Origin of the sequence: Pseudomonas corrugata (assembly GCF_001269905.1) — a bacterium.
Lineage (GTDB): Bacteria > Pseudomonadota > Gammaproteobacteria > Pseudomonadales > Pseudomonadaceae > Aquipseudomonas > Aquipseudomonas corrugata.
This window is the reverse complement of sequence record NZ_LHVK01000024.1, coordinates 1-26661: the sequence shown is the minus strand read 5'-3', so window position 1 is coordinate 26661 and position 26661 is coordinate 1. Positions and strand designations below refer to the sequence as shown.

Annotated in this window: 21 protein-coding genes; 13 read left to right on the top strand and 8 right to left on the bottom strand. The window is 60.0% G+C overall.

What is annotated here, in order from left to right; translation table 11 throughout:
• Positions 1-5: 5 nt before the first annotated feature.
• Genes AD665_RS23885 through AD665_RS23875 form a run of 3 tightly spaced genes read right to left on the bottom strand, consistent with a single transcriptional unit; the run spans position 6 to position 4893 of the window.
• Positions 6-593: a chemotaxis protein CheB gene (locus AD665_RS23885; RefSeq protein ID WP_053194154.1), complete on the bottom strand. Its 588-nt coding sequence runs from the start codon at positions 591-593 to the stop codon at positions 6-8.
• Positions 590-1405 (bottom strand): CheR family methyltransferase, encoded by an 816-nt coding sequence (locus AD665_RS23880; RefSeq protein WP_053194153.1) that lies wholly within the window; start codon positions 1403-1405, stop codon positions 590-592. Before AD665_RS23880 ends, AD665_RS23885 begins: the two co-directional genes overlap by 4 nt.
• Entirely contained in the window at positions 1405-4893 is a 3489-nt protein-coding gene (locus tag AD665_RS23875) for a response regulator (protein WP_053194152.1), read from the bottom strand. Before AD665_RS23875 ends, AD665_RS23880 begins: the two co-directional genes overlap by 1 nt.
• Positions 4894-5149: 256 nt before the next feature.
• Between AD665_RS23875 and AD665_RS23870 the strand changes: the two genes are divergently transcribed.
• From AD665_RS23870 to AD665_RS23825, 10 genes are all read left to right on the top strand, one after another.
• Positions 5150-5521 carry a response regulator gene (locus AD665_RS23870; RefSeq protein ID WP_024781053.1) on the top strand — a complete coding sequence of 124 codons (372 nt, stop codon included), beginning with the start codon at positions 5150-5152 and terminating at the stop codon, positions 5519-5521.
• Between the two features lie 77 nt (positions 5522-5598).
• Positions 5599-6900: a glycosyltransferase gene (locus tag AD665_RS23865; protein WP_053194150.1), complete on the top strand. Its 1302-nt coding sequence runs from the start codon at positions 5599-5601 to the stop codon at positions 6898-6900.
• A gap of 115 nt (positions 6901-7015) precedes the next feature.
• Positions 7016-7921 (top strand): AraC family transcriptional regulator, encoded by a 906-nt coding sequence (locus AD665_RS23860; RefSeq protein ID WP_024781055.1) that lies wholly within the window; start codon positions 7016-7018, stop codon positions 7919-7921.
• 339 nt (positions 7922-8260) lie between these two features.
• Positions 8261-9571 (top strand): ABC transporter substrate-binding protein, encoded by a 1311-nt coding sequence (locus AD665_RS23855; RefSeq protein ID WP_024781056.1) that lies wholly within the window; start codon positions 8261-8263, stop codon positions 9569-9571.
• Between the two features lie 177 nt (positions 9572-9748).
• Positions 9749-10681: a carbohydrate ABC transporter permease gene (locus AD665_RS23850; protein ID WP_024781057.1), complete on the top strand. Its 933-nt coding sequence runs from the start codon at positions 9749-9751 to the stop codon at positions 10679-10681.
• Between the two features lie 10 nt (positions 10682-10691).
• Positions 10692-11522 (top strand): carbohydrate ABC transporter permease, encoded by an 831-nt coding sequence (locus tag AD665_RS23845; RefSeq protein WP_024781058.1) that lies wholly within the window; start codon positions 10692-10694, stop codon positions 11520-11522.
• A 98-nt stretch (positions 11523-11620) separates the two neighbouring features.
• Positions 11621-12724 (top strand): ABC transporter ATP-binding protein, encoded by a 1104-nt coding sequence (locus AD665_RS23840; RefSeq protein WP_024781059.1) that lies wholly within the window; start codon positions 11621-11623, stop codon positions 12722-12724.
• Positions 12725-12739: 15 nt separating this feature from the next.
• Positions 12740-14215 (top strand): mannitol dehydrogenase family protein, encoded by a 1476-nt coding sequence (locus AD665_RS23835; protein ID WP_053194146.1) that lies wholly within the window; start codon positions 12740-12742, stop codon positions 14213-14215.
• 129 nt (positions 14216-14344) lie between these two features.
• A complete protein-coding gene (gene xylB / locus AD665_RS23830; protein WP_024781061.1) occupies positions 14345-15832 on the top strand; it encodes a xylulokinase in 1488 nt (495 codons plus the stop codon).
• 12 nt (positions 15833-15844) lie between these two features.
• On the top strand, positions 15845-16783 hold the full coding sequence (locus AD665_RS23825; protein WP_024781062.1) for a carbohydrate kinase family protein: 939 nt from the start codon (positions 15845-15847) through the stop codon (positions 16781-16783).
• 104 nt (positions 16784-16887) lie between these two features.
• On the opposite strand, the gene AD665_RS23820 is transcribed toward AD665_RS23825, so the two are convergent.
• The 4 genes from AD665_RS23820 to AD665_RS23805 form a co-directional block, all read right to left on the bottom strand.
• Positions 16888-17166 (bottom strand): DUF1652 domain-containing protein, encoded by a 279-nt coding sequence (locus tag AD665_RS23820; protein WP_024781063.1) that lies wholly within the window; start codon positions 17164-17166, stop codon positions 16888-16890.
• Between the two features lie 385 nt (positions 17167-17551).
• Positions 17552-18559 carry a threonine ammonia-lyase, biosynthetic gene (gene ilvA, locus AD665_RS23815; protein ID WP_080996620.1) on the bottom strand — a complete coding sequence of 336 codons (1008 nt, stop codon included), beginning with the start codon at positions 18557-18559 and terminating at the stop codon, positions 17552-17554.
• 314 nt (positions 18560-18873) lie between these two features.
• Positions 18874-20022, bottom strand: a complete 1149-nt coding sequence (locus AD665_RS23810; RefSeq protein WP_024781064.1) for a PQQ-dependent sugar dehydrogenase — start codon at positions 20020-20022, stop codon at positions 18874-18876.
• Between the two features lie 33 nt (positions 20023-20055).
• Positions 20056-20397: a hypothetical protein gene (locus AD665_RS23805; RefSeq protein ID WP_024781065.1), complete on the bottom strand. Its 342-nt coding sequence runs from the start codon at positions 20395-20397 to the stop codon at positions 20056-20058.
• A 309-nt stretch (positions 20398-20706) separates the two neighbouring features.
• Here AD665_RS23805 and ku point away from each other — a divergent pair, with 309 nt between their 5' ends.
• Positions 20707-21597, top strand: a complete 891-nt coding sequence (ku, locus tag AD665_RS23800; RefSeq protein WP_024781066.1) for a non-homologous end joining protein Ku — start codon at positions 20707-20709, stop codon at positions 21595-21597.
• A gap of 33 nt (positions 21598-21630) precedes the next feature.
• A complete protein-coding gene (gene ligD / locus AD665_RS23795) occupies positions 21631-23589 on the top strand; it encodes a DNA ligase D (RefSeq protein ID WP_053194144.1) in 1959 nt (652 codons plus the stop codon).
• A 32-nt stretch (positions 23590-23621) separates the two neighbouring features.
• Here ligD and lpxO read toward each other — a convergent pair whose 3' ends face one another.
• A complete protein-coding gene (lpxO, locus tag AD665_RS23790) occupies positions 23622-24521 on the bottom strand; it encodes a lipid A hydroxylase LpxO (protein WP_024781068.1) in 900 nt (299 codons plus the stop codon).
• A 402-nt stretch (positions 24522-24923) separates the two neighbouring features.
• Between lpxO and AD665_RS23785 the strand changes: the two genes are divergently transcribed.
• A complete protein-coding gene (locus AD665_RS23785; protein WP_024781069.1) occupies positions 24924-26510 on the top strand; it encodes an ABC-F family ATPase in 1587 nt (528 codons plus the stop codon).
• Positions 26511-26661 lie beyond the last annotated feature (151 nt).

The window sequence follows — 26661 nt, the reverse complement described above, 5'->3', positions numbered from 1 at the left end:
GTGGTTCATTCCAGCCCAGCCAACAATCGGCCGATGCCTTGCAAAGTGAGGATATGGTCGGGCTCGTGCAGAGCCAGCGCGGCTTCCGGCATGGTCGAAACCTGGGCTTCGGCGGGGTCTTGGACGACGGTGATGCCACCCAGTTCCTTGACCCTGGCCAAGCCTCGGGCGCCGTCGTCGTTAGCCCCGGTCAGTACGATTGCCAGCAGGTTCGAGCCATAGACGTCGGCGGCCGATTCGAACAACACATCGATGGAGGGCCGCGAATGGTGCACCGGTTCCTCCAGACTCAACGACAGGCTGCGATCGGCCTCGACCGACAAATGGTAGCCTGGCGCGGCGACATACAGAGTGCCGGGCCGGATGTCCTGTTTGTCCCGAGCCTCTTCTACCGGTATCGCCAGACGATGATCAAGGACTTGGGCCAACTGACTGTAGCGCTCGTTGGGCAGATGCAGCACCAGCAGGACAGGCAAACGGAAACCTTTGCGCAGGGGGCCGAACAGTCTGAGCAGGGCCTCCACGCCGCCGGCGGATGCCCCAATGGCGATGGCTTCTATTGCGGATCCGGAGCTGTCGGTTGTCTGGTTCATAGCTTGCGATAGATCCGTTCCTGTTTGACCAACGGCTCGAATTGCTTGCCGAATATCGAGAAGTCCAGCGTCTCCTTGCTGCCCAGCACAAGGAAACCACGGTGACACAGGGACTCATGGAACAGCCCGAACGCACGATCTTGCAGCTTTTTATTGAAATATATCAATACATTACGACAAGAAATTAATTGAGTTTCTGAAAAGACGCTATCCGTCGCAAGACTGTGATCGGCAAAGGTCACATTCTCACGCAGAGTCTTGTCGAACATCGCGTAATCGTAGGCGGCGGTGTAGTAATCGGCAAACGATCGCCGCCCCCCGGCCAGCTGATAGTTCTGGGTATAGGCCCTCACGTTCTCCAAGGCAAAAATGCCCTGCTTGGCCTTCTCCAGCGACCTGGGATTGATGTCGGTGGCGTAGATGAGCGTGCGGTCCAACAGGCCCTCTTCACGCAGCAGAATCGCCATGGAATAGACCTCCTCCCCCGTACTGCAACCGGCGATCCAGATCTTGAGCGACGGATAGGTCCTGAGCAGCGGAACCACTTCCTGGCGAATCGCCAGGAAGTGTGTGGGGTCGCGGAACATCTCACTGACGGGGATCGTCAACAGCTGCAACAATTGCATGAACATGCCCGGGTCGTGCAGCACACGTTCCTGGAGCGCCGAGATGGTCCGGCACTCGAACTGGCTCAGCGCATGATGGACCCGGCGCTTGATGGACGCGCCGGAGTAATCCCTGAAATCGTAGCTGTACTTGAGGTAGATCGCGTCGATCAGCAAACGCAGTTCAATGTCGGTGTCTCTTTCCACTAAATTCTTTCCATATTCGGCAACCACACGCGAATCAGCGAAAACAGACGATCGAGGTCGATCGGTTTGGCCAGGTAATCGTTGGAACCGGCGGCGATGCAACGCTCCTGATCATCCTTCATGGCCTTGGCCGTCACGGCAATGATCGGCAACTTGCGCCAGCGCGGGTCCTTGCGGATACGCGTGGTTGCTTCGAAACCGTCCATTTCCGGCATCATCACGTCCATCAGCACCAGGTCGATGTCTTCAACTTCATTGAGGCGCTCGATCGCTTCGTAGCCGTTACGGCCAATGACCACGACCGCCCCTTTTGCCTCCAGGGCGCTGGTCAGTGCAAATATGTTGCGCACATCGTCGTCCACCAACAGCACCTTGCGGCCTTCGAACACCTTGTCCCGGCTGCGGGCTGTCTTGAGCATCCGCTGCCTTTCATGGGACAACCGGGATTCGACTTTGTGCAAAAAGAGTGTCACCTCGTCCAGCAGTCGTTCTGGTGAGCGGGCGCCTTTGATGATGATCGAGCGCGAATACCTGCGCAGTTCTGCCTCTTCATCGCGGGTCAGATTGCGTCCGGTGTAGACAATCACCGGCGGAAATGAACAGATCTCTTCGGTGGACATGCGCTTGAGCAGGTCATTGCCCAACATGTCCGGCAGCTTCAGGTCGATGACCATGCAGTCGTAGACATTGCTCCGCAGCAGATCCAAGGCCTGCTGGGCCAGGCCAACAGCGGTGATCTCGATGTCCTCGTCGCCGATCAGGCGGGTAATGCTGTCACGCTGCAGATCATCATCTTCCACCAGCAACACCCGTTTGACCTTCTGGGTCAGCTTGGCTTCCAGGCGAGCGAACACGTCCTTGAGTTCTTCACGGGTGGTCGGCTTGACCGCATAGCCGATGGCACCCATGTGCATCGCGGCTTCGACACGGTCTTCGACGGAAATCACGTGCACCGGGATATGCCGGGTCTCGGCCTGCTCCTTGAGCCGCTGCAACACCGTCAGCCCGGAATGATCGGGCAAGCGCATGTCCAGCAGGATCGCATCGGGGCCCAGTTGCAAGGCCAGGTCAAAGCCTTCATCGGCACCGTGGGCGACCAGGCATTGGTAACCCAATTCATGGGCGAGGTCGAAAAGGATCCGCGCGAACTTGGGCTCATCTTCGATCACCAGGATGCAACGGCCGTTGAACGGCGCCTTGTCCCGGTCATCGGCGAAGCTGGCAATGGGGGCCTCCACCTGGGCAACCAGCGGTGCCGAGGTGGCTGCCGGCGCATTGGTCACGGAGGCTGGCACAGCGGCTGTTGGTGTGAAGGTCCGCGGCTCCACCGGAGTCTCCCCGGGCTCGACATAATACTCAGGCAACACCAGCGTGAACACACTGCCCTGCCCCGGCGCACTGGAGACGGAGATCGAGCCGCCCAGCAAGGTTGCCAGGTCCCGGGAGATCGAAAGCCCCAGGCCAGTACCGCCGTAACGGCGATTGGTAGTGCCGTCGGCCTGGCGAAATGCCTCGAAGATGCTTTGCTGCTGTTCGGGGGAGATGCCAATACCCGAATCCCGCACCAGGAAGGCAATGCCTGAACCCGGCTGGCCGGCCACGGAAAGGCTCACGGTACCTTGTTCGGTGAACTTCACTGCGTTGGACAACAGGTTCTTGAGGACCTGCTCCAGACGCTGGCGGTCGGTGTACAGCATCGCTGGCGCATCGGGCAGCACCTGGACTTCGAAGCCCAGCCCTTTGTCGGCCGCCAGCGGTTTGAACAGATCGCGCAAGCCTTCCACCAGGCGCGACACGCCGGTATTTTCCGGGCGAACCTCCAGCTTGCCGGCCTCGACCTTGGAAATATCGAGAATGTCGTTGATCAGGTTCAGCAGATCGTTGCCGGCGGAATAGATCGATTCGGCAAACTTGACCTGTTCCTCGCTCAGATTATTCTGCGGATTCTCCGCCAACAGCTTGGACAGGATAAGCGAGCTGTTGAGCGGCGTCCGCAGCTCGTGGGACATGTTGGCGAGGAACTCGGACTTGTACTTGCTCGAACGCTGCAACTCTTCGGCGCGTTCCTGCAATTGGAGCTGGGCCAGGTTCAGCTCGTTGTTCTTCTGGTCCATGGCATCGCGTTGTTCGGCCAACTGTTCGTTGGTCTGTTCCAGTTCCTGTTGTTGGGCCTCCAGGTGAACCTGAGACTCCTTGAGAATGCGCGACTGCTCTTCAAGCTCTTCGTTGGCGGTCTTGAGTTCTTCCTGCTGGACCTGCAGTTCTTCGTTCAACTGCTGGGTCTCCGCCAGTACTTCCTGCAGGCGCTGCCGGTAACGGGCTGCTTCGATGGAGGTGCCGACGTTACCGGCAATCAGTTCCAGCAGTTCGATATCACGCTCGGTCAAGGGACGCAGGAAGCCCAGTTCGATGACGCCATTGATTCGGTCGTCGTCGCTGGTCGGCACCACCACCACACTGTTGGGCAAGCCCTGCCCCAGCCCGGAGCTGACCTTCAGGTAATCGTCGGGGACATGGTCCAGACAAATGAGACGCCCCTGCTGCACGGCCTGGCCGACGATGCCTTCGCCGGCAACGATCACCTGATGCTGTTCGTCGTCCTCCCGGGAAAGACCATAAGTGGCGACCCTTTTGAGCACGCCATTTTCTTCCCGCGCATACAGTGCAGCGACGGCGGTACCAAGGTACTTGGCGCAGAACTGCAGGATGTTGCGCCCCAACAGATTCAGAGTCAGTTGCCCCAGCACCTGCTCGGCCAGTTGGGTCTGACCATTACGCAGCCAAGCCTGTTTCTCCAGGTGCAAGGCACTCTCTTGCTGAGTCCTGAGGCTGGCGCCGTAACTGTTGGACAGGCTCAACAGATCTCGCCTTCCGACATAGGCCAGCAATCCACTGACAGCGGCAACGAACAGCAAATAGAGGGTGATGCTCCAGACTGTGGTAGTCCGTACCTCCTCGTTGCGTGCCGTACGCAACTGCTGCTCGGTTTCGACGATGTCTTCAAAGGTCTTGCGGATTTCATCCGTCAGGCGCTTGCCGCGCCCGGCCTTCACCGCGCCCCGATAATCGCCGCGGCTGCGTTGCAGCTCGATCATGCTCTGGGCGTAATTGGCCCACTCCGTCTGGAGTGCTTGCACCTTGTGCAGCCGCTCGGTCTGGATGGGGTTATCGGCTGTCAATTCCAGCAACGTCTCAAGCGCGACGGCAATACGTGGCCTGGCGATCTCATAGGGGTCAAGGAAGTGCTCGTCCCCACTCAACAGATAACCGCGGATGCCGGTTTCCAGGTCCACACTCAGCTTGATGGCTTCGTTGGCATTACTGATCACCCGATCGCTGTGCCCGACCCATTGGATCACAGACAGCAGATAGGTGATCAGCACGATGAAAAACACCGCACTAAGGGCACCCATGCCCAACGGCAGGCTGATATTGCGGCTCAGGAGTTTGCGGAAACTTTGCTCGTCAACCGAAGACGAAGGAGTCATGGAAAAGGCCTTGGCGAACAGTTGGAAACCATGGAGTTTGCCCGAAATAGATGGGTTGGATCCACATTTCTGACAAAGTCAAAGGTACGGTTCCTACAACGAACGGCCTCGTAGCAAGGAAGCGACTATCCTTGTCAGCTCTTGTACTATAGATCCTTTCTTGTACAGGTTCGGGAACTTGTGTCGCCTCGCTACTTACTCATGCATGAGGCCCCCTTTTCGCCCTTCCCGATTTTATCTTCTGAGAATAATTATTATGTCCACCCCCGCCCCTGTCACCGCCGCCACCGTTCTGGTAGTCGAGGACGACGACATCGTCCGCATGTTGATCGTTGACGTACTGGAAGAACTTGAATACCAGGTACTCGAGGCGAACGGTTGTGAGCAGGCGCTGGACTACCTGCGCAACCTGAGTCAACCGGTCGACCTGATGATGACGGACATAGGCCTGCCGGTGATGGACGGCCGCGAGCTTGCCAGGCAAGCGCGCCTTGTGCGGCCCGGGCTGCCAGTCCTGTTCGCCAGCGGCTATGCGGAAAGCATCGACGTACCGGAAAGCATGGCGGTGATCGGCAAGCCTTTTTCCATCGATCAACTGCGCGACAAGGTCAACAGCATTCTTTCTTGAGCCCAAGCGGATTCTTGGTCACTATCGGCGCCCCGCGCGCCGAGTGCGCCTGATTCATCCCAAGGAAATACCTGCTCATGCCTCATCCCGCCGCCCTCAAGGTCCTGGTTATCGGATATGTCTGGCCCGAGCCGCGTTCATCGGCGGCGGGTGGGCACATCATGCAGATCCTGGAAGCCTTCCTCGGGCAAGGCTGGGACGTCACCTTCAGCAGCCCGGCAAAGCCCGGAGAGAATCGCGCTGACCTGATCGGCCTGGGCATCCGCGAAGTGCCCATCGAGCTCAATAACAGCAGCTTTGATGTGTTCGTCAGCGAACTGGCGCCGGACATCGTCCTGTTCGACCAATTCATGATGGAAGAACAGTTTGGCTGGCGGGTCGAGACGCACTGCCCCGATGCTTTGCGTGTGTTGGAGACTTCCGATTTGCAAAGCCTGCGTCACGCCCGGCATCAGCGCCTCAAAGACCGTTTGAAAGCCGACGACGCGTCCCAGGACTTCAGCGATCTTTTCACGCCAAACCTGCCCGAAGCATTCCAACTGATGGCGGATACCGATATGGCGAAGCGCGAGATCGCGGCCTTGTACCGCTGCGACTTGAACCTGATGGTGTCCGAGGTGGAGATCGAGTTGCTGGTGGAACAGTTCAATGTGCCCCGCAGTCTCTTGCTCTGGTGCCCGTTGATGGTCGACCTGCCGGGCACGCCACCGGTGCGATTCGAAGACCGGGCGCATTTCTTGAGTATCGGCAACTTCCGTCATGCGCCGAACTGGGATGCCGTGCTCTGGATGAAGAATGCCATCTGGCCGCTGATCCGCCAGCAACTGCCTGGCGCGCAACTGCACCTGTACGGCGCCTACACCCCGCCAAAAGCGGCCGCGCTGCACAATCCGGCTCAAGGCTTTCATATCATGAACTGGGCCGAGGACGCCCTGCAGGTAATGTCCGCGGCTCGCATCTGCCTGGCACCACTGCGTTTCGGCGCCGGTATCAAGGGCAAGCTGATCGAAGCCATGCTCTGTGGCACACCAAGCGTCACTACGCCCATCGGCGCCGAAGCCATGCATGGAGAGATGCCGTGGCCTGGGGTTATCAGCCAGAGCGCCGAGGACATCGCCAACGCCGCCGTGCAGCTGTACAGCGACCCGGCACGCTGGAACCAGGCCCGGGATGCCGGCCTGAAGCTGCTGGCGGAGCGTTACCGCAAAGAGATTCATGGCCGGGCGCTGATTGAAAGTATCCAGGCGTGCCGTGCCAACCTGGCGCAACGACGTCGTGACAACTTCATCGGCAGCATGTTGCGCCACCACCAGCACAAGAGCACCCAATACATGTCTCAGTGGATTGAAGAAAAGCACCGCAACCACGCAGCGGTGTAGGTGCCAGCACCACTGATGGCATGAAACCGGGCGACCATCGGCAGACTATTCGGGGTGGCACCTGCCCGGCGAAGGGGGCATTATCCAACGGCAATAACAATAAAAGTGCAGGCCCATGACCCGAACAGCAAGAGTCACCGACCCTTCCTACGAGTTGATGGATGACCATAACGGACTGTCCATCATCTATCGCCAGCACGGCTTTCCCTGCCCGTTGGTGCGCTGGCATTTCCATAAGGAATACGAGTTGCACCTGATCGTCGCCAGTTCCGGCAAGGTGTTCATTGGCGATTACATTGGCAATTTCTACCCGCAGACCCTGTTTCTCACCGGCCCCAATCTGCCCCACAACTGGATCAGCCAGGTGGCCGAGGACGAGGTGGTGCCCAAGCGTGACATGCTGGTGAATTTCACCGACGAATTGTTCGAAAGCGGACATCAGGTATTTGCCGAACTGAAGAGCATCACGCCGCTGCTCGAACGGGCCCGCTATGGCATCGAGTTCCGCTGCAAGCGCACCATCCGCCAGGCAATGATCCTGATGCAGCGCATTGCCGATTCCCAGGGCATGAGCCGCCTGGGGTATTTTTTCATCCTGATGGAGTTGCTGGCGGCCACGGATGACTATCAAGTGCTCTCCGGCGGTGCCTCTTCGCAGATGACCGATGAGCACAGCGTCGACCGTACCAACCGGGCCGTGGACTATATCTTTGCCCATTACGCCCGGGAGTTGCCCCTGGAGGAAGTCGCCGAGCATCTGGGCATGAAACCCACCTACTTCAGCCGGGTGTTCAAGCAGGCAACCGGTCGCTGTTTCATCGAATTCGTCAACCGCCTGCGCATCAGCAAATCCTGCGAACTGCTGGCCGACGGAGACAAACCCGTCACGGATGTGTGTTTCGAGTCGGGCTTCAATAACATCTCGAACTTCAATCGGCGCTTCCAGCAACTCAAGGGCATGACCCCTTCCCATTACCGGCGGCTGGCGGTGCAGCGGCTGACCGAGCAGAACCAGGGCTGAGGCTCTCGAATCATTTCTGTGGCGGGAGTTATGTGGGAGCAAGGCTTGCCCGCGATGCAAGCGCCTCGGTTCTCCAAGAGACCGCGTAATTTTCATCGCGGGCAAGCCTTGCTCCCACAAAGGGGGGCGGGGCGACGTTTCGCTAAATCCCATCGCCACAGGTCATCCTTTCACTGCCGACCTAAGCCCAGTGCAAAAAAGTATCAGCACCAGTGCGACGGATGATTTGTCACGCCGGCCATTGAAGGCTGTAATCAGCGCACATTCTTCCCTTCATCCGGAAGACAAAAAACAATAACTGTCCTTCCGTCGCCGTCCGGCACGGAAAAGGAGTGCGCGATGAAACCTTCGGTAAAAGCTCTGCTTGTCTCCACCTGCATGACCCTCAGCAGCGTCAGTTTTGGCGCACAGACCCTCACCATTGCCACGGTCAACAACAGCGACATGATCCGCATGCAGAAGCTCTCGAAAACCTTCGAGTCGGAGCACCCGGACATCAAGCTGAACTGGGTGGTGCTTGAGGAAAATGTCCTGCGCCAACGCCTGACCACCGACATCGCCACCCAGGGTGGACAGTTCGATGTGCTGACCATCGGCATGTACGAAGCTGCACTCTGGGGCGCCAAGGGTTGGCTGGAGCCGATGAAGGACCTGCCGGCCTCCTACGACCTTGACGACGTCTTCCCTTCAGTGCGTGACGGCCTGTCCGTCAAGGGCTCGCTGTATGCCTTGCCGTTCTATGCCGAAAGCTCGATCACTTATTACCGCACCGACTTGTTCAAGGATGCCGGGCTGACTATGCCCGAACACCCGACCTGGACCCAGATCGGTGAGTTCGCGGAGAAACTCACTGACAAGAGCAAGGAACAATATGGGCTGTGCCTGCGGGGCAAGGCCGGTTGGGGCGAGAACATGGCGCTGATTACCACCCTGGCCAACGGCTACGGAGCACGCTGGTTCGATGAGAAGTGGCAACCGCAATTCAATGGTCCCGAGTGGAAAGACGCGCTGACCTTCTACGTCGACAACATGAAGAAGTCCGGCCCTCCTGGCGCGTCGAGTAACGGCTTCAATGAGAACCTCGCTCTGTTCAACAGCGGCAAGTGCGCGATCTGGGTCGATGCCAGCGTCGCCGGTTCGTTCGTGACCGACAAGACCCAGAGTAAGGTCTCCGATCATGTCGGCTTCACCTTCGCGCCCCATGAAAAAACCGACAAGGGCACCTCCTGGCTGTACTCCTGGTCACTGGCAATCCCGACCAGCTCCAAGGCCAAGGATGCCGCCAAGGTCTTTACCAGCTGGGCGACGTCCAAGGAATACAGCCAACTGGTCGCCAAGACCGATGGCATTGCCAACGTACCGCCAGGCACCCGCACCTCGACCTACAGCGACGAGTACATGAAAGCCGCGCCGTTCGCCAAGGTCACGCTGGAATCGCTGAAAGTCGCCGACCCGAAAGCGCCCACCCTCAAACCGGTGCCTTATATCGGTATCCAGTTGGTAACCATCCCCGAGTTCCAGGCGATCGGTACCCAGGTGGGCAAGTTCTTCTCGGGTGCACTGACCGGCCAGCAGAGTGTTGATCAGGCGTTGACCGCCGCGCAGTCCACCACCGAGCGCGAGATGAAGCGTGCCGGGTATCCCAAGTAACAGCGCCGCTTCCATTTCTGTCGGAGATCCAGTGTGGGAGCGAGCCTGCTCGCGATGACGGTGTGACAGCCACCTCGACGTCGACCGTCAGGACGCTATCGCGAGCGAGCTCGTACCCACAGGGGGATGCTCCCACATTTGGGTTCTTCATAGGCCTGCACAAAACGGTTCAATGCCATGAATACTTCAACGACAACTGCCAAAGCGCCTCTCGACATTGCCGCACCGACGCGCAAGATCCGCCTGGCGAACCCCGGCTGGTTCCTGGTCAGTCCATCGGTAGCCTTGTTGCTGCTATGGATGATCGTGCCCCTGGGCATGACCGTCTATTTCTCGATGATCCGCTACAACCTGCTTTACCCTGGTGAAAACCAGTTCGTCGGCCTGGAGAACTTCACATATTTCCTCACCGACTCGGGCTTCATTCCCGGTGCAACCAATACTTTGTTGCTAGTGGGCAGCGTGCTGCTTATCAGTATTGTGTTCGGGGTTTTGATCAGCGCGTTGCTGGAGGCCAGCGAGTTCTTTGGCCGCGGCATCGTCAGGGTCATGCTGATCTCGCCGTTCTTCATCATGCCCACCGTGGGCGCACTGATCTGGAAGAACCTGATTTTTCACCCGGTCTCGGGAATCCTCGCTTCGGTGTGGAAACTGTTCGGCGCACAGCCGGTGGACTGGTTGGCCCACTACCCGCTGCTGTCGATCATCATCATTGTCAGTTGGCAGTGGCTGCCCTTCGCGATCCTGATTCTGATGACAGCCATGCAGTCCCTCGACCAGGAGCAGAAAGAAGCCGCTCGCCTGGACGGCGCCGGTCCGATCGCGATTTTCTGGCACTTGACCCTGCCCCATCTGGCCCGGCCGATTGCAGTCGTGGTGATGATCGAAACCATTTTCCTGTTGTCGGTGTTCGCCGAAATCTTCACCACCACCAACGGCGGCCCCGGCTACGCCTCGACCAACCTCGCCTACCTGATCTACAACCAGGCGCTGGTGCAGTTCGACGTCGGCATGGCTTCGGCCGGTGGCCTGATTGCCGTGGTGATTGCCAACGTCGCCGCCATCATCCTGATACGGATGATCGGCAAAAACCTCACCGACAAGAACTGAGGCCGCCGCCATGACACTTCAACAATCCCGTCGGCTGCAAAGCCTGCTCCTGGGCACGCTGGCCTGGGCCATCGCGATCCTGATCTTCTTCCCGATCTTCTGGATGGTGCTGACCAGCTTCAAGACTGAAATCGACGCCTTCGCCACGCCGCCGCAGTTCATTTTTGCGCCGACGCTGGAGAACTACCTGCACATCAACGAACGTAGCGACTACTTCAATTTCGCCTGGAATTCGGTGGTCATTTCCTTCAGTGCCACTGCCTTGTGCCTGCTGATCGCGGTACCGGCGGCATACTCCATGGCGTTCTACGAAACCCAACGCACCAAGGGCACCTTGCTGTGGATGCTGTCCACCAAGATGCTTCCGCCGGTGGGCGTGCTGATGCCGATCTACCTGCTGGCCAAGAGCTTTGGCCTGCTGGATACACGCGCTGCGCTGATCATCATCTACACGCTGATCAACTTGCCGATCGTGGTCTGGATGATTTACACCTACTTCAAGGACATTCCCCGCGACATCCTCGAAGCCGCGCGCCTGGACGGTGCCACCCTATGGCAGGAAATGGTTCGCGTGCTGCTGCCGATTGCCAAGGGCGGCCTGGCCTCCACCGTGCTGCTGTCATTGATCCTGTGCTGGAACGAGGCCTTCTGGTCGCTGAACCTTACTTCATCCAAAGCCGCACCACTGACAGCGCTGATCGCTTCCTACTCAAGCCCCGAAGGTTTGTTCTGGGCCAAATTGTCCGCCGTCTCGACCCTGGCCTGCGCGCCGATCCTGATCTTCGGCTGGATCAGCCAGAAGCAATTGGTCCGCGGTTTGTCCTTTGGCGCCGTGAAATGAATTAGCAAAAGATCGCCCTGTAGGAGCTGGCGTAGCCTGCGATCTTTTAATCCTCAAGGCGTCCCCAACCGAATAACGTCAAGTGGAGGCCCATCATCATGGCCAACCTGAAAATCAAGAATCTGCAAAAAGGCTTCGAAGGTTTTTCCATCATCAAGGGCATCGACCTCGAAGTGAATGACCGCGAGTTCGTGGTCTTTGTCGGCCCCTCGGGTTGCGGCAAATCCACCCTGCTGCGGCTGATCGCCGGCCTGGAAGAAGTCAGCGACGGCACCATCGAGCTGGACGGGCGCGACATCACCGAAGTCAGCCCGGCCAAGCGCGATCTGGCGATGGTGTTCCAGACCTACGCCTTGTATCCACACATGAGTGTGCGCAAGAACATGTCCTTCGCCCTCGATCTGGCGGGCGTGCCCAAGGCCGACGTCGAGAAGAAGGTCAACGAAGCGGCGCGCATCCTCGAACTGGGGCCGATGCTCGAACGCAAACCCAAACAGTTGTCCGGTGGCCAGCGCCAGCGAGTGGCAATCGGCCGGGCCATCGTGCGCAACCCGAAAATCTTCCTGTTCGACGAACCGCTGTCCAACCTCGACGCCGCCTTGCGGGTACAGATGCGACTGGAGCTGGCGCGGCTGCACAAGGAACTGCAGGCGACCATGATCTACGTGACCCACGATCAGGTCGAAGCCATGACCCTGGCCGACAAGGTGGTAGTGCTCAACAGCGGGCGCATCGAGCAGGTCGGCTCGCCCCTGGAACTGTACCACCAGCCGGCCAACCTGTTTGTCGCCGGGTTCCTCGGTACGCCGAAAATGGGCTTTCTCAAGGGCAAGATCAGCGCACTCAACGGCCAGGGATGCGAAGTCCAACTGGATGCAGGCACACGCATCCAGCTGCCGGTGAACGGGGCCAGCCTCAACGTCGGCAGCGCGGTCACCTTGGGCATCCGTCCAGAACATCTGAACCTGGCGCAATCCGGCGAATGCACGCTTCAGGTGACTGCCGATGTGAGCGAGCGCCTGGGCAGTGACACCTTCTGTCATGTCAACACCACGTCCGGGGAAGCCTTGACCATGCGGGTTCGCGGCGATCTGGCGAGCCGTTTCGGCGAGCAGTTGAACCTGCACCTGGATGCCCAACACTGCCATTTATTCGATGCTGATGGCGTAGCAGTCACCCGTGCGCTGCGCGCCGCCGCCTGATTACCGAGACTCGTGATGAAACTCAATCGCCAAAACCTGCATAACCTCAAGCCGGAAGTCGCCCTGCCCGCCTATTCCTTGGGCGATATCCGCCAAGGCATCGCCCACATCGGCGTCGGCGGCTTCCATCGGGCCCACCAGGCGTACTACACCAATGCGCTGATGAACACCGGCACCGACCTGGACTGGGGCATTTGCGGCGTCGGGTTGCGGGCCGAAGACCGGCGTGCCCGGGATGACCTGGCCAGCCAGGATTATCTGTTTACCCTGTACGAGCTGGGCGACAACGACGACACCGAAGTCCGCGTGATAGGCGCCATCAACGACATGCTGCTGGCCGAGGACGGCGCCCAGGTACTGATCGACAAACTGGCCGAGCCGCAAATCCGCATCGTTTCGCTGACCATCACCGAGGGCGGCTACTGCATCGACGACAGCAACGGCGAGTTCATGGCCCATCTGCCGCAGATCCAGCACGACCTGGCCCATCCGGACGCTCCAACCACCGTGTTCGGCTTCCTCTGCGCCGCCCTGGCCAGGCGCCGAGCCGCCGGGACACCGGCGTTTACCCTGATGTCCTGCGATAACCTGCCCCACAACGGCGCGGTGGCCCGCAAGGCACTGCTGGCCTTCGCCACGCTGCATAACGCCGAACTGGCGCAGTGGATCGACCACAACGTGGGCTTTCCCAACGCCATGGTCGACCGCATCACGCCCATGACCAGCGCCGCCCATCGCCTGCAACTGCACGACGAACACGGGATCGACGATGCCTGGCCGGTGGTCTGCGAGCCGTTCGTGCAATGGGTGCTGGAAGACAGATTCGTCAACGGGCGCCCGGCCTGGGAAAAGGTCGGCGTTCAGTTCACCGATGACGTTTCACCCTACGAAGAAATGAAGATCAAACTGCTCAACGGCAGCCACCTGGCTTTGACCTACCTGGGGTTTCTCAAAGGCTATCGCTTTGTCCATGAAACCATGAACGACCCGTTGTTCGTGCGTTATATCCGTGCCTATATGGACTTGGACGTGACGCCGCAACTGGCCCCCGTCCCGGGCATCGACCTGAGCGACTACAAGAATACCCTGGTGGAGCGTTTCTCCAATCAGGCCATCGCCGACCAGTTGGAACGGGTATGCTCGGACGGCTCTTCAAAGTTTCCGAAATTCACCGTGCCGACCATCAACCGCCTGATTGCCGACGGTGGCGAAACCCGGCGCGCTGCGCTGGTGGTCGCGGCTTGGGCCGTGTACCTCAAGGGCGTGGACGAGAACGGCGTGAACTACACGATTCCAGATCCACGGGCGGAATTCTGCCAGGCGCTGGTGGCCGATGATGCGCTGGTAACCCAGCGGATGCTGGAAGTCGAGGAGATTTTCGGTACGGCGATCCCGCACTCGGCGGAGTTCGTCGCGGCCTTCGAATGGTGCTGCAACAGCTTGCGCGAGCATGGGGTGACCCGGACACTTGAGCGGGTGCTGGAGGGTTAGGTTGATCGTTCCCACGCTCCGCGTGGGAACGCAGCCAGGGACGCTCCGCGTCCCAAAAGCCGAACGCGGTGCGTCCGTTGAGGCATCCCCACGCAGAGCGTGGGAACGATCTGTCACACGAGGGTTTCTATGGCAAATCAACAGTTGTTCCTGGGTATCGACTGCGGCACCCAAGGCACCAAGGCCCTGATCCTGGATGCGAACAGCGGCCAGGTCCTGGGCCAGGGCGCCGCAGCCCATACCATGATCAGCGGCGCCAACGGCCGGCGTGAACAGGACACCGGGCAATGGATCGACGCGTTCACCCAGGCCACTCATCAAGCCTTGGCCGACGCCGGTGTCGACGGCCAGGCTATTCTCGGCATTGGCGTCTCCGGCCAGCAACATGGCCTGGTGCTGCTGGATGACCAGAACCAGGTGCTGCGCCCGGCCAAGCTCTGGTGCGACACCGAGAGTGCCCCGCAAAACGATCGATTGCTGATGCACCTGGGCGGCGAAAACGGAGCCCTGGAGCGTCTCGGTGTCGCCATCGCCCCAGGCTACACGGTCTCCAAGCTGTTATGGACTCGAGAGCACCATCCGCAGATCTTTGCTCGCATCGCGCACATCCTGTTGCCCCACGACTTCCTGAACCACTGGCTCACCGGTCGTTACTGCAGCGAATACGGCGATGCCTCAGGCACCGGCTACTTCAATGTACGCACCCGTCAGTGGGACCTGCAGCTGCTGCAACACATCGACCCCAGCGGCCGGTTGCAGGCGGCGTTGCCGGAACTGATCGAAGCCAATCAGCCGGTCGGGCGCGTCCTGCCGGCCATTGCCGCACGCCTGGGTATCAACCCCAATGCCGTCGTGGCAAGCGGCGGCGGGGACAACATGATGGGCGCCATCGGCACCGGCAACATCCAGCCCGGCGTGATCACCATGAGCCTGGGTTCCTCCGGCACGGTCTATGCCTATGCCAGCGAGCCCGCCGTCAGCCCCGAGGCGTCGGTAGCGGCCTTCTGCTCCTCCAGCGGCGGCTGGCTACCGCTGATCTGCACCATGAACCTGACCAATGCCACCAGCGCAGTACGCGAGCTGTTCGAGCTGGACATCGAGACCTTCAACGCCCTGGTTGCCCAGGCCCCGATCGGCGCCGAAGGTGTCTGCATGCTGCCGTTCCTCAACGGTGAGCGTGTTCCCGCCCTGCCCCATGCCACCGCCAGCCTGTTGGGCCTGACGACCACCAACCTGAACCGCGCCAATCTGTGCCGGGCCGTGGTCGAAGGCACCACCTTCGGCTTGCGCTATGGCCTGGACCTGCTGCGTGCCACAGGACTCCAGGCGCGGAGCATCCGCTTGATCGGCGGCGGCTCGAAGAGCCCGGTATGGCGGCAGATCGTCGCCGACATCATGGACACCACGGTCATCTGCACTGAACAGAGCGAAGCGGCGGCCCTGGGCGCGGCGATCCAGGCGGCGTGGTGTCATTCCGGAGCGCAACAAGGGCTGGCCGAACTCTGCGAGCGTTGCGTCAAACTCGACCCGGCCAGCGAAACCCGGCCAATCGCTGAGCATGTCGCGGCCGCCCAACAAGCCTATGAAACTTATCGACAACACGTCGCAACCCTTTGAGAGCAGACATCCATGTATCTGGTGTGTGGTGAAGCACTGTTTGATTTCTTCAGCGATAAAGAAGACGGCGGCCCGGCCTCACAGGTCAATTTCAAGGCCATAGCCGGCGGTTCGCCGTTCAATGTGGCGGTGGGGCTGCGGCGCCTGGGGGTGGAATCGGCGCTGTTTGCCGGGCTGTCCACCGACTACCTTGGCCGGCGCTTGCAGCAGGTCCTGCTCAACGAAGGTGTCAGCGCGAAATACCTGCGAGACTTCGACGCTCCGACCACCCTGGCAATGGTCGCCGTGGGCGCAAATGGCTCGCCCCACTACAGTTTTCGTGGCGAAGGCTGTGCGGACCGGCAACTGGGCTTGCAACACTTACCCGAACTGGGCCCTGAAGTGAGTGGCCTGCATTTCGGCTCGTTCTGCCTGGTGGTGCAACCGATTGGCGACACCCTGCTGGCATTGGCGCAGCGCGAAAGCGGCAAGCGCCTGATCAGCCTGGACCCGAACGTGCGACTCAACCCGCAACCGGACATCGAGCTGTGGCGCTCGAGGATTGCGACGCTGGTGCGCTATGCGGACCTGATCAAGGTCAGCGACGAAGACCTGAGCCTGCTCTACCCAGGGCGAGACCCTCAGACGGTGATCGAAGGCTGGCTGGAGCATCGCTGCCAATTGGTCTTTCTGACCCGGGGCGGCCAGGGTGCAACCGTGTTCAGCAGCCATCATGGCAGTTGGTCGATGCCTGCCCAGCCGGTGAAAATTGCCGATACCGTGGGCGCAGGCGACACCTTCCAGGCCGCATTGATTACCTGGCTGGTCGAACAGCAATTGGACTCGGCCGAAGGCCTGCACACCCTGGCCCGGGATCAGATCAACACGATGCTCGACTTCGCCATGCGTGCAGCCGCACTGACCTGCGGCAAGACCGGCCCGGACCTGCCTTACAGGCAGCAGCTCACCTGAGCGGTACGGATTGAGCGTCGTATACAAACAAGTCCCATGGCGAGGGAGCAGTTTCTCTCGCCACGGGACTTGTTTGCTTTCAATAGGTCGGCATTGCCGCTCTGTCAGCGCCCGGTCATCCGGTGCTGCTGATGAAAGTAGTTCCCGGCGCCGTGGTTGTGGTCGAGTTCGGTGCGCAACTCGGCAATCAGGTCGTTGATCGCCCGACAGCCCGTGAGTTTGTTGGCATCGATATTGGATTTGATCAAGGCCACGCGATCGGTTTCATGATCGTCGAAAATCTTGATCGTCATCGTCAGATCGGGTGACAAGGTGCATTGCGAGCGCTTGGGCAACAAACTGCTTTCAATGATATTGCGCATTTCGAGGGCAGATAAAAACATGGCGACTCTCTCCTGTTGAGGCGGCCAATTTATGTTTACGACGACGGAATTTCGTCCGTTTCTTCCCTGTGGACTGAGACTACGAATACCGTGCCGTATGTTCATTCTTGGCGTTCTGATCAAAAAGTCCGGAAGCGAACTCTTGAACCATCTCGCAAAGAACATGCCTGCATTTGCCACATCTTGATTTGATATAAATCAACTACTTGGTGTGCGGGTGTGCCGAACACGTCGTGCAAAATGCAAGAGACAGCGATTTGCTGCTTGCAAACTGCATTCAGAATGCAATCGCTTTATCGCTGTAGAAGGCTAGAGTAGCCCCAATTTGAAAAGGTAGAGCCGGGCATCCGTCGGGTAGTTAAAAAAAGCGATGACAGGTCGTGGGTCATGCTGTTTCGACGGCGGCGCGCTCCGCCACATGGCGCAAACTGTCGAAGTTGATGTTGGCTCCGGAGTCGATGGCAATCAGCGTCTGGCCACGTGCACCGGTGCGAGCGACGTATTGTTTGATGCCTGCCACGGCCAAGGCACCGGATGGCTCGGTGATGGAACGGGTATCGTCATAGATGTCCTTGATCGCAGCGCACAGTTGGTCATCGCTGACAGTCATCACTTCGTCGACGCAAAAGCGGCAGATCTCGAAGCCGTGGGCACCAATCTGCGCCACGGCGACACCATCGGCGAAGGTTCCCACGGTCGGCAGGATGACTCGCTCTGCGGCGGCCATCGCGGCCTGCAGGCAAGCAGAGTGTTGCGATTCCACACCGATGATGCGGACTTCCGGACGCAGGTACTTAACGTAAGCCGCGACCCCGGCTATCAGTCCGCCACCGCCCACCGGGACAAAGATGGCGTCCAGCGCCCCCGCGTGCTGGCGCAGTATTTCCATGGCGACCGTGCCTTGGCCGGCGATGACATCCGGATCATCGAAAGGTGAAACGAACTCTCTACCGGTCTGCCGGGCCAGATCCAGCGCATGCGCCAGGGCGAACGGAAAACTCTCACCGTGCAGCAATGCCTCGGCACCGCGATTGCGTACGCCCAGGACCTTCAATTGCGGCGTGGTTACCGGCATGACGATGCAGGCCGAGATCTCCAGTTCCCGTGCCGCCAGTGCAACGCCCTGGGCATGGTTGCCGGCCGACGCGGTGATGACGCCACGGGCTCGCTGCTCTGGCGTCAACTGCACGAGTTTGTTGTAGGCACCGCGGATCTTGAACGAAAACGTGGGTTGCAGATCCTCACGTTTGAGCAGAATCCTGTTTCCCAGGGTTTCGGACAGTGCAGGAGCCGCTTGCAGTGGTGTGCGCACGGCCAGTTCGTACACCGGCGCGGCGAGGATCTTTTTAACGTAATGCTCCAGCAATGTTTGCTCGGGGCGGGAAGCGGTCATGGCAGTCTCCTGGTTCGAATCGGGCCCAGGAGACAGAAAGAAAAAACCCGCCTCAAGGGCGGGTTGGGTGCAGCCGTCAGCTAGCCCGCCAGATAAGGAATGGCGGTAATAATGCTTGGCTGGCTGCGCAGTACGGTAGAAGTCATGGCTGGAAATTAGCCGGGCGCCGGAGGCAAGTCAATGGCGAATTGTTCTTGGACAGTAAATCCCTGTAGCGAACCAGTGCTGGTGAGGCTGGACGTACCGCCGCTTTCGCGAGCAGGCTCCCACAAATTTCGGCGGGTGACGGCAGGATCCATCTCCCACCGGATGGGTCATTCAAGCCCGACCTTATACAGCGCACCGTCGTTTTCATCCGTCAGGACATACAGGTAACCATCCGGTCCCTGGCGCACATCGCGGATCCGCTCCTGGAGGTCGCCCAGCAGGCGCTCTTCATGCACGACCTGGTCGCCTTCCATCTGCAAACGGATCAGGTTACGGGACACCAGCGCACCGATGAAGACGTTATGCCGCCAAGGCTGGAAACGCTCATGGTCATAGAACGCCATGCCGCTGAGGCCCGGCGAGACTTGCCAGACATGGTGCGGCCCAAGCGTGCCTTCGGCGTGCTTACCCTTGGCCTCCGGAATCGGTGCACCGGAATAGTTGATGCCATGGGTCGCCAGCGGCCAGCCGTAGTTCTTGCCACGCTCGATGATGTTCAGCTCATCGCCGCCCTTGGGTCCGTGCTCGTTTTCCCACAATGTGCCATTCCAGGGGTTGAGCGCGGCCCCTTGGGGATTGCGAAGACCGAAGGCCCAGATTTCGGGACGGACATTCTTCTGACCGACAAAGGGGTTGTCATCCGGCACTTTGCCGTCCGGATAGAGACGCACGACCTTGCCCTGCAGCTTGTCCAGGTCCTGGGCCGTCGGCCGGTCGTTGTTTTCACCCAGGGTGATGAACAGGTAACCCTCCCGGTCGAAGACCAGCCGCGAGCCGAAGTGATTGCCCGTGGAGAGCTTGGGCTGCTGACGGAAAATCACATCGAAGTTCTCCAGGCGCTTCGAATCCTCGGAGAGCTGTCCGCGCCCCACGGCGGTCCCGGCCCTGCCGTCCTTGCCAGCCTCGGAGTAGGACAGGTACACGGTGCGGTCCTGCTTGAAGTCCGGCGACAACACCACGTCCAGCAAGCCGCCCTGGCCATTGGCCCATACCTCAGGAACACCGCTCAATGGCGCCGAGAGCCGACCCTCGGGGCTCACCAGGCGCAAGCTGCCCGATCGCTCCGTGACCAGCATGCCCCGCTGCCCCGGCAGGAATGCCACGGACCAGGGATGTTCCAGGCCCCTGATCACGGTGGTCACTTCCACGCTGCCCTCCTCGCTCTTCAATACCTGGGTTTGCGCGGCCCAGGCCGGCGCGGCAAGGGTCAGGACGGCACTGGCGCAGAGCACGACCTGGAGTGTTTTACGCAACATGCACACTTCCTTCTGTGATGGGAAACAGGACGACTAGCGATTGCTGTCGTTCGGGCTCCTGGGTGGCGTACCGGATTCGATGGTGGGCCTGGGCGAACCCGGCGGCGGCCCCGACCGCGGGTAGCCATTGCCGATGCCGCCGTTTTCCAGGGTTGGCGGGCGAGGCACCGGTACCGTCGGGTAGCGGTGGATCGTCGGGACGTTGGGCTGTGTTCCCTGCATGCTGTTGGGATTGGCCCGACGTATGGGATTGTTATAGGGGTTGTTGTTGCCCGGCAGGTTCTGGGCCACGACCACAGGGCCCTGGCCGGGGGGGGCGGCCTGAACGACAGCGCTCAGCAACAGCGTGGTGATCGCGAGTACTAGCCTGTTCATCGGTACCTCCCCTGCTTTGCGGAAATCGCTCAGGCATTTCGAAAACACGCTACCGCGCAGGTTCACGGTTGTTAAGCGAAATGTCTGGTTGAAGATGTAACGAGGCATCTCTGAGGAAAACCTGCTTGTGAAGGCTATGGGGCCGTCGACATCTGACACATCGCTTTCGCGAGCAGGCTCGCCCACAACCCCCACCCGGGCCTATGCATCGTATCTGTCCTGCCCCACCGCCAGCCGGCGCCCAATGGAAACTTTTTCAACGGCCGGAAGGTCACCAGAGAGAACCATTCACGGCAAGGAAACCGCACCATGGCACGGGCAATCTGGAAAGGCGCAATCAGTTTCGGACTGGTCCACATTCCCGTGGCGCTGGTCTCGGCGACGTCGTCCCAAGGCGTGGATTTTGACTGGCTGGACAAGCGCAGCATGGACCCGGTGGGCTACAAGCGGGTCAACAAGGTCACGGGTAAGGAGGTGACCAAGGAAGACATCGTCAAGGGCGTCGAGTACCAGAAAGGCCAGTACGTGCTGCTCAGCGAGGAGGAAATCCGCTCGGCCCACCCGAAGTCCACCCAGACCATCGATATCTTTTCTTTCGTCGACAGCGAGAAGATCCCGCTGCAGAACATCGATACGCCCTACTTCCTTGCTCCCGACAAGCGTGGCGGCAAAGTCTACGCCTTGCTTCGCGAAACCCTGGTCAAGACCAACAAGGTGGCCCTGGCCCATGTCGTGTTGCATACCCGCCAACACTTGGCGGCCCTGATGCCCCTGGAGTCGGCCCTGGTACTGGTGATGCTGCGCTGGCCGGCAGAGGTGCGTGGACTGGACATCCTGGAACTGGGGGACGAGGTCACCAAACCCAACCTGGTCAAAGGCGAGCTGGAAATGGCCAAGCGCCTGGTGCAAGACATGAGTGCCGACTGGGAACCCCAGGACTATCGGGACAGTTTCCAGGAAAAGATCATGGAGTTGGTGGAAAAGAAAGCCAACGAAGGCCGGCTCGAGGCGGTGGAAACCGACCCTGGCGAAGAACAGCGCAAGACCGCCGATGTCATCGACCTCACCGAGCTGCTCAAGCGCAGCCTGGGCAGCAAGGGCAAATCCGCCGACAAGCCCGCCGCAAAAGCGCCTGCTAAAGCGGCGAAGACCAGTAAGTCCGCCCCCGCAAAAAAAACCACCAAGGCCTCCCGGGGTTAAACCCCGGACGTCAGCGATACAAGGGAATCTGTCATGGCCAAGGCCGATCGTGAATCTGCCCCTACATCCGAAGAAACAGTGAGCAGCCGCCGGGGTCGCAAAGAGCGCCTTCCCGAACGACTGCTGCCGCAACTGGCAACGTCCGTAGAGCAACCGCCCACCGGCGAATGGCGCTATGAAGTCAAGTTCGATGGCTATCGCCTGCTGACGCGCATCGTAAATGCTGAAGTCCGCTTGTTCGGCCGCGACCAAGAGGACTGGACCGAACGCCTGAAATTGCACGCAGAAGCGCTGGCCGAGCTGAACCTGGGAGACAGTTGGCTGGACGGCGACCTGGTTCTGCTGGACGAGACCGGCCAGGCTGACATGGCCGCCCTTCGGGACGCCTTTGAGATCGGTCGCACCGTGGACATGGTTTACGTGCTGTTCGACGCACCGTTTCTCAACGGCGAAGACCTGCGACAAACACCCGTGGAGGAGCGACGCGCGGCGTTGAGAAGCGTCCTCAGGCACCACGGCGGCAAGCGACTGCGCTTCTCCGAAGCCTTCTCTGCCAGCGAAGATGAGATCCTGGAAAGCGCCAGCGCCCTCTCGCTGGACCGTGTGGTCGGCAAGCGTCAGGGCAGCCCTTATGTGTCACGGCGCAGCACCGACTGGGTCAATCTGAAATGCCGGCTGCGCCAAGCCTTCGTGATCGTCGGTTTCACCCGTGCGCAAGACAGGCGCAACGGCTTCGGTGCCTTGTTGCTCGCAGTCAACGACCCTTCGGGCTTGGTGTATGCCGGCCGGGTCAGCAGCGGGCTCAGCCAGGATGAAAGCAAACGATTGTTCGAGCGACTCTCCGCGCAGGAGAGCGCTGTCTCTCCCCTGGCCAAACCAGTCACCCCGACACAGGGTCGCGCCGTGCAGTGGGTCGAGCCTGACCGGGTCTGTGAGATCGAATTCACCGAGTGGACCGCCAGCGGCCTTGTACGCCAGGCCGCTTTCGTGGCGCTGCTCGACGACATGCCAGCGAACAAGGTTATCCGCGAGCACCCTCTGCCGAAAAAAACCAGGGCGCCAGAACCCAAGCGCGGCGGCAAGAACCGCAAGGCAGAAATCGGAGGCGTGAAAATCACCCATCCCGAGCGCGTCATCGACAGCGTCAGTGGTGTGCAAAAAGGTGAACTGGTGCAGTATTACGCGGACATCGCGCCGTGGATCCTGCCCCACCTGAAACAGCGTCCCATCGCGTTGTTGCGGGCACCGGACGGCATCGGCGAAGAACAGTTCTTTCAGAAACACGCTGATCGCCTGGAGATCCCCCATATCAGGCAGCTGGATCCGGGACTGGACCCGGGCCATGCCGCCCTGATGGAAATCGATAGCCTCCAGGCGCTCGTCAGCGCGGCGCAGATGGGTACGGTGGAGCTGCACACCTGGACCGCCACCCATGACCGGATCGAGACGCCGGACCTGTTCGTCCTGGACCTGGACCCCGATCCATCGCTGCCCTGGCAAGTCATGCTCGAGGCCACTCGCGCGACCCTGTCGGTGCTCGATGAGTTGGGCCTGCGGGCATTCCTCAAGACCAGCGGCGGCAAAGGCATGCACATCGTCGTGCCGCTGGCGCGCAGCGAAAGCTGGGATGCCACCAAGGCCTTCGCCAAAGCGATCTCACAGTTCATGACTCGCCAGATGCCGAAAAGGATCACCGCCACCATGGGGCCCAGGAATCGGGTGGGGAAGATATTCGTCGATTACCTGCGTAATGCTCGAGGCGCCAGCACCGTCGCCGCGTACTCGGTACGCGCCAGGCCGGGCCTGCCGGTGTCGGTCCCGGTCGCCAGGGCCGAACTCGACGGCCTGCGCAACGCCCAGCAATGGGATATCCAGACGGCCCTTGAGCGGGCCAGAAGCCTGGGAGCCGACCCATGGGAGGGTTACAGCCATCGCCAACGGATCACCGCCAGGATGTGGGAACAACTGGACGCGGAAAAGCCCGGGGAGTGAACATATGTTCTCGTACAGGGCCAGGCCAGACGTCAGATCCAGATGAACACAGCCAGCAGAGCAGCGAAGAACGCCCATTTCTGGAGGTAATACAGCGTTCGGTTGCGCTTCTTCAGCGCTTTGCCCTGCAAGCGAATCTTGTAGAGCCTGGAGAACGCCCGGTTCAACCCGCCCGTCTTGTCACCGGCGTCGTTCGGCGCGCCGGCAGCGGCCATCACGGTACGGCTGAACCAGCGATTGAAGGCCGTTGCCCAGCGAAACCGCATTGGCCGCTCGACGTCGCAGAACAAAATGATGCGGTTCTGAGAAGTGGTGTTTTCGGCGTAATGGATGAAGGTTTCGTCGAAGACCACCGCCTCGCCATCGCGCCAATGGTAAGCCTCGCCATCGACATTGATATAACAACCCGCATCGTTGGGGGTCTGCAGGCCCAGATGATAACGATAGGACCCCGCATAGGGGTCTCGGTGCCTAACCAGTCTGGAACCTGGCGGCAACTCGGCGAACATCGCCGCCTTGATCGAACCGATACTCTGCACCAGTTCGGTGGTGCGTGGGCACAGCTTCATGGCCGAGGGATGACTGTCGCCGTACCATTTCAGGTAGAAGCGCTTCCAGCCGGTCTTGAAGAACGAATTGAACCCTACGTCGTCGTATTGACTGGAACGCTTGATCGCCCCCGCCTGCAACAGGCTCTGGCCCTCCGCACGGATGTCCTCCCAATGGGCTTGCAGGAGGCTCAGGTCAGGGAAGTCCGCCGGGTTCAGGTACGGCTTGTTGGGCAACTTCGAACACAGGTAAAGCAGGCAGTTGATAGGCGCCAGGAAGGAAGAATGGTCGCTCAGCTGGCGTCCGAGCTTGTGCCGCACACGCCCGCGCAGGTGCACGTAGCCGATGGACAGGATATAGATTGCGGCAATGATGAGTTTCACGAAGTCCATCACACAACGGGAGTGAACAGGTCGCATCCCTGGCCAACCAAGCGGCGAAAGGGATGGCATCTGGAAAGTGGCATTTTAGCCACAGGTTGTAACTGAAAGTTATCCTCATTTGTGAAAAACTGTCTTGCCCGGCCAATACCCTATCGTTAACGCGGTCAGATCAGTACAATCGCCGCCAAATATTGTGCGCCCCCCTTTTGGCCGACACCGTTGACCCGGTTTCGCGCACATCCACTCGGGCTCGGCGCTTCGTATGCTGCTGTCCTCTTATGCCGGATGGACCCTTGCGCCTGCGACCGCGCCGCCTTTGCACGGACGCGGATCGGCGCAGACAGGTACTGAACAGGTACTGCCGCACCCTTAGCTACTCTGAATGTTCCGCAGGATAAACCTTTGATCTCTACAGCTAACATCACGATGCAGTTCGGCGCCAAGCCGCTGTTCGAAAACGTCTCTGTCAAATTCGGCGCGGGTAACCGCTACGGCCTGATCGGCGCCAACGGTTGCGGCAAGTCGACCTTCATGAAGATCCTCGGCGGCGACCTCGAGCCCTCCGGCGGCCAGGTCATGCTCGAGCCGAACGTGCGCCTGGGCAAACTGCGCCAGGACCAGTTCGCCTACGAGCAGTTCACCGTCATCGACACCGTGATCATGGGTCACGAAGAGCTGTGGAAGGTCAAGGCCGAGCGTGATCGCATCTATTCGCTGCCGGAAATGACCGAAGAAGACGGCATGGCCGTGGCCGAGCTGGAAACCGAATTCGCCGAAATGGACGGCTATACTGCCGAATCCCGCGCCGGTGAGCTGTTGCTGGGCCTGGGCATTCCGCTGGAGCAGCATTTCGGCCCGATGACTGAAGTCGCGCCAGGCTGGAAACTGCGGGTATTGCTCGCCCAGGCACTGTTCTCCGATCCGGAAGTGCTGTTGCTCGACGAACCGACCAACCACCTGGACATCAACACCATCCGCTGGCTGGAAAACATTCTCACGGCGCGTAACAGCACCATGATCATCATTTCCCACGACCGGCACTTCCTGAACAGTGTCTGCACCCACATGGCCGACCTGGACTACGGCGAGCTGCGCCTGTTCCCGGGCAACTACGACGAATACATGATCGCAGCGACCCAGTCCCGCGAGCAGTTACTGTCGGACAACGCCAAGAAGAAAGCCCAGATCGCCGAACTGCAGACCTTCGTCAGCCGCTTCTCGGCCAACGCCTCGAAGGCCAAGCAGGCCACCTCCCGTGCCAAGCAGATCGACAAGATCCAGCTCGCCGAGGTCAAGCCATCGAGTCGCGTGAGCCCGTTCATCCGCTTCGAGCAGAACAAGAAACTGCACCGCCAGGCAGTGACCATCGAACGCATGTCCAAGGGCTTCGATGGCAAAACCCTGTTCAAGAATTTCAGCTTCACCGTCGAAGCCGGCGAACGCGTGGCGATCATCGGCCCCAACGGTATCGGCAAGACGACCCTGTTGCGCACCCTGATGGGCGAACTGGCGCCGGATGCCGGTTCGGTCAAGTGGACCGAGAGCGCAGAACTGGGCTATTACGCCCAGGACCATGCCCATGACTTCGCCGATGATGTCAGCCTGTTCGACTGGATGGGCCAGTGGACCCAGGGCGAACAGATGATTCGCGGCACCTTGGGCCGCATGCTGTTTTCCAACGACGAAATCCTCAAGTCAGTCAAAGTCATCTCCGGTGGTGAACAGGGCCGCATGCTGTTCGGCAAGCTGATCCTGCAAAAACCCAACGTACTGGTGATGGACGAACCGACCAACCACTTGGACATGGAATCCATCGAAGCGCTGAACCTGGCGCTGGAGAACTACCCGGGCACGCTGATCTTCGTCAGCCACGACCGAGAGTTCGTCTCGTCCCTGGCCACCCGCATCATCGAGTTGAGCGCAGACGGCGTGGTCGACTTCAGCGGTACTTATGACGACTACCTGCGCAGCCAGGGTGTGATGTTCTAAGAGCAGCTCTGAGCCGCAAGCCGCAAGCCGCAAGTGAAAAGCCCTGTCCAATGTGACAGGGCTTTTTTCATTTCAGGGGCACAAGACCTGTGGGAGCGAGCCTGCTCGCGATGGCGGTGTGTCAGCCGAGATTTTGATCAACCGACGCACC